At 42.0% G+C, this 4,613-nt stretch carries 3 protein-coding genes and 1 pseudogene; 2 read left to right on the top strand and 2 right to left on the bottom strand.

Going from position 1 to position 4,613, the window contains the following annotated elements; all coding sequences use genetic code 11:
- Nucleotides 1-126: 126 nt before the first annotated feature.
- Nucleotides 127-576 (bottom strand): annotated as a pseudogene (locus tag M0Q51_17045) (cysteate synthase).
- A 176-nt stretch (nt 577-752) separates the two neighbouring features.
- On the opposite strand from M0Q51_17045, the gene M0Q51_17040 reads away from it, so the two are divergent.
- The gene (locus tag M0Q51_17040) at nt 753-3,119 is read left to right on the top strand and encodes a T9SS type A sorting domain-containing protein (GenBank protein ID MCK9401677.1); all 2,367 of its coding nucleotides are present in this window, start codon (nt 753-755) and stop codon (nt 3,117-3,119) included.
- Between the two features lie 116 nt (nt 3,120-3,235).
- Nucleotides 3,236-3,667: a hypothetical protein gene (locus M0Q51_17035; protein ID MCK9401676.1), complete on the top strand. Its 432-nt coding sequence runs from the start codon at nt 3,236-3,238 to the stop codon at nt 3,665-3,667.
- 95 nt (nt 3,668-3,762) lie between these two features.
- Here M0Q51_17035 and M0Q51_17030 read toward each other — a convergent pair whose 3' ends face one another.
- Complete coding sequence (locus tag M0Q51_17030) at nt 3,763-4,413, bottom strand: cation diffusion facilitator family transporter (GenBank protein MCK9401675.1); 651 nt, start codon at nt 4,411-4,413, stop codon at nt 3,763-3,765.
- Between the last annotated feature and the right edge of the window lie 200 nt (nt 4,414-4,613).

Below are 4,613 nucleotides of genomic sequence, written 5' to 3'. Positions count from 1 at the left end.
CTATGAACATGAGAATACCATCTAAAATCTTATAAAAAAGAACGAAATGTAGTGGCACAAACCTCTATGCAAGCCATTACTGTGCTGTATATAAATCAATTACAAAAATGAAGTGTCAAACTCGGGGGAACAAACGCGGGCAAAGGAGCGGGCCGTATTTCCCGCAGAAGCAACTACCAAAACTTTACCAGAATTTTCCTGTAGCCGCGCACATACAGAGTAGGCCTCGGTTTCCTTGAAAGAGCAGGTTTTCATAGTCGCCCCTTTCTCAGGCCACCAGCCGCTGAATGTGATGTACAGATTTGTCAAGCCTAAACAGGAAGCTAATTTTTCACTTTTATATGTTACCGGATATGATGAACCATTTAAAAAGCGCTTCACGGGTAACCATTCGGCAAATTTATACAGGCCAAAGCCATCTTCTTTCACCTGTAACTGATCCTGGGTGTACACCGTCTGCAGCAGCGAAGGTTTATCTTCTCCGGGGGCTTCCAACATCCATCCGGCATCTTCAAAATCCCTTCCGGTAACCAGCGATTGCAAATGATAGGCTGTTGGTTGAAAATTATGTACCATCTTACTTTCTGTTAATATAAATGAAAAGGCAAAGGTATGAAAAACACTCAGCGCCAAAAAATGCCCGTTCGGGGAATTGATTTTCCAGTTGATCGTTTTTTGTTTTTCTAACAATCAAGTATGTATTTATTTTGTTATGTAATTTTTTTTATATTAACTTTACAAAAATGGTAACAATGAAAACAAAACATTACTCTCAAATGACAAAAGCAGGAAAAGGGCTGATGATTATTATGGTTGTCCTTTTCTTTAACTCTCTGACTTTCGGCCAGAACACTACCCTTACTCTGCTATCCCCCAACGGCGGAGAAAACTGGCTGCAGGGCTCCACTTGTACGATCTCATGGGAATATACAGGAGAGCCTGCTACAGGGCTGATTGAGTACTCAGAAGATGGCGGACAATATTGGAATTACCTGGATTTCATTTATGCAATAGACTCAGTCAGCAGTTATACTTTCCAGAACTATCTCTATACAACTACTCAGGCAATGATCAGGATTTCCGATTACAATGACCCGACTGTGACCGATGAAAGCGATAGTTTTTTTACAGTTACCGAACCACCGGTTTACATTTATTCTCCTTACTATGGAGATTTTTATTACCGGACAGCGCCTGTTTACATTGATTGGTATTCGTATACCCTTACGGACTTTACGCTTGACTATTCGCTGGATAACGGGACAACCTGGACCAATATCATTAGCAACTATTCCGGATTCGATTATACGTGGACTGCTCCGGATGTGCTGACTGACCAGGCCGTTATCAGGATTGCAGATGCGACAGATTCTACATCTTATGGTTTGAGTCCGGTTTTTTCCATCGTGGAATTGCCTACTATCAGCCTTACTTCACCTAATGGAGGTGAAGTGTGGAACTATTCTGAGATTGCAACTGTGAGCTGGACCGGGACCAATCTCCCGGCCTATGTTTATATCGATTTTTCTGCCGATGGAGGTCAGACATGGTCAGGTCTTGGGTATGGGTATGGTACTGAAACAGGTGGGAATGCCGAAGTATATGTGCCTTATATATCCACAACGACCGCCATGGTCAGAGTTTATGACTATTATTACGATGTCGTCATGGACGAAAGCGACCAGATGTTTACGGTGAATGTCCCCCCGGTTATTGTTTATTATCCTTATGAAGGTTACTCATTCTACAATAAGAGCCAGACCTACCTGAGTTGGCTGGCCGCAGATGATATCAGTCTGTTAAATATTGACCTGTCATCTGATAACGGACAAACCTGGCAGACGGTGGCTCAAGACATCGATGCCACGCAGTATTATTACTACTGGACTGTGATGGGAACACCTTCCGAATCATGCGTTATACGCATTTCTGATGCTGCCGACCCGTCAAGGTTTGGACTGAGCGCTATGTTTACTATCCTTGAAACACCGGTTATCACTCTTTCTTCTCCTCTTGGAGGTGAAATATGGAATACCGGGTCGGCTTATAACATTTCCTGGTCCTATGACAATCCATCAGCTTACTATGTTTACCTTGAATATTCGGCAGATAATGGCCAGACATGGAATTACATCAGCTATGTGGTTATCGAAGACATTCAGGGCAGCTATGAATGGATTACCCCCGATATTTCATCAAACCAATGCCTGATAAGAGTTTCCGATTATTATCTGGATTTTGTCTCTGATACCAGTAATGTGTTCAGCATCCTTACTTACCCTGAAACACCTATCTGCATGGTGTCGGTCGACAGCACGACAAATTATAATGTCATCGTTTGGGAAAAGCCGGTTTCTTCATTAATCGATAAATTCATCGTTTACAAAGAGAGCGATGAGGCTGGAATTTATGAACCTATTGGAATAGTGAATTATAGTGATTTAGCCGTCTTCACTGATACCAATTCGAATCCGAATATGAAATCATACCGGTATGAACTGGGTTTTGAAGATGCTGATGGCCATATTTTCCCTGCTGGCGACCTGCACCAGACGATCCATCTTTCGATCAACCAGGGTGTCGGAAATTCATGGAACCTCATCTGGACAGATTATATCGGATTCGATGTGGCTACCTATAACATTTACCGCAAAACTGATGTCAGCGGGTATAACCAGATTGCAACCATCTCGGCCAGTTTTAATTCCTATACAGATCTGGAAGCGCCGGTCGGCAATGTATATTACATTGTTGAAGTTATAAATCCTGCCGGTTGTAATCCGGTCAACAGGTCAACCGATTATGGCAGTTCATATTCCAACGTGGCTACTAATAATGTGCTTGGTGTAAGCGACCCGGAAAACGATGTCATGGTTTCTATTTACCCCAACCCGGCCAATGAGCGTCTGAACATCAGGACAGGCGAAACACTAAAAGGAAATACGCGGATTGAGCTCAGTGATCTGCTGGGTAAGATTGTATATGCAGATGAGATTTCAGGCATGCGGACCAATTCATCTTATTTTATTAATACGACGGATTTTAAGGATGGACTTTATGTGCTGAAGGTCAGTTCTGAGTCAGGCAGCATTTCAAAGAAAATCGTTATCCGGCATTAAAATGCTTAGGGCATAGAGCGAAGGGCGAAGGGCATTGAGCGTTGCTTTATGCCCTTTTTTTTATTACCTTTAAGTTTTTAATTTTGTTCTCTGCTTCACCTTAATATTTGCTAGTGATGGAAGATCCAAACACCGCCGGCGTGCCCAAAAAAAAGGGTCACTTTTTCAGAAACCTGGCAATCATCCTGTTGGTCCTGGTTGCCGGCATAACTATCTTTTTATACTTTAGTATTTATGACGAAGGTGTTCGTGCCGGGAGCGTTGTAAGGATCAGCAAGAAAGGGATCGTTTTCAAGACCTATGAAGGCCAGTTGAACCTGCAATCTTTCGGTGCATTAAAAGGAGCTTCACCATTTGCCGAAACTTTTGATTTCTCGGTCGAGACGAGCAAACCCGATGTGATCAGGGAACTGGAAGCCGTTGCCCTCAGCGGGGAAAGAGTTAACCTTCATTATATCAAACGGTATTCAATCTTTCCCTGGAGAGGAGATACTAAGTATTTTATCGTAAGCGTGGAGCGTGAAGGGGAAAGGCCGTTCAACGAATAGTTCAAAGGGCAAAGGGCAAAGGGCAAAGTTAAAAGTATAACCCAAATATAAATTGAATAAAGATTAAAAGACCAAAGGATCTGTTTGTTAAATCCTCAATGTGTATGATGATCAGAATCTGTTTCCAAATCCAGTAATACTTTCCCGGAATTTTTCAATAATCCGACCGACCACCTGATAATCAATATTGAACTCAAAACGGCTGCGATGGTATCAATATGGGCAATGCCCCAGATCATCGCTGCGGTCAGGCCGAGGATTGCCGACACACTTGTCAATGCATCTGCAATAACATGAAGATAGGCTGCGCGTATATTGTGATCGGAGTGTTGATTGTCATGATGAAGCAAAATCGCACTGACGATATTAACTATCAGACCTATGATGGCAATAAGAATGGCTTCATGATACTTTATCTCAGCTGGATTATAAAAACGCTTAACAGCTTCAGCCATGATGACAATCGCAAATATCAGCAACATCAGGCCGCTGCTGTAACCGGACAAGGAGAGGATCTTATCCGACTTCCCGTTGTATTTTTCATTATCAGAAACCCTCCTTACTATAATGTAAGCCAGCCAGCTCAAACCAATGGCAAGAACATGCGAACCCATGTGGATGCCGTCGGCAAGCAGGGCCATCGACTTAGTGGTAAGCCCGAAAATTATTTCCACAACCATTGTGATTGAAGTAAGAATAGCCACCCACATGGTCTTTTGCTCATATTTTCTCTTTTGCTGCGTCATGGGTCGGGATTTTCTTTCCTCTTCTTATCAAAAAATTTACTCAATCAAAAGTACTGGTTTTCCAAATTTATTATAACCGTAACTTTTCACTTTTTAGGCACAGTTATTCACAAAATATTGTTTAAAAGATTTTAAATCAGATGGATAAATAGGATAATGTTGATTTATTTTTGTGCCTAAATAGGCATATATGAAATCAT

Source organism: Bacteroidales bacterium (genome assembly GCA_023229505.1).
Classification (GTDB): Bacteria; Bacteroidota; Bacteroidia; order Bacteroidales; family JAGOPY01; genus JAGOPY01.
This window is presented reverse-complemented; position numbering and strand designations above follow the sequence as displayed.

Bases quoted from the DNA above. Each gene is read 5' to 3' on its own strand.
- M0Q51_17040 (MCK9401677.1), top strand. From the start codon at position 753: ATGAAAACAAAACATTACTCTCAAATGACAAAAGCAGGAAAAGGGCTG.
- M0Q51_17035 (MCK9401676.1), top strand. From the start codon at position 3,236: ATGGAAGATCCAAACACCGCCGGCGTGCCCAAAAAAAAGGGTCACTTT.
- M0Q51_17030 (MCK9401675.1), bottom strand. From the start codon at position 4,413: ATGACGCAGCAAAAGAGAAAATATGAGCAAAAGACCATGTGGGTGGCT.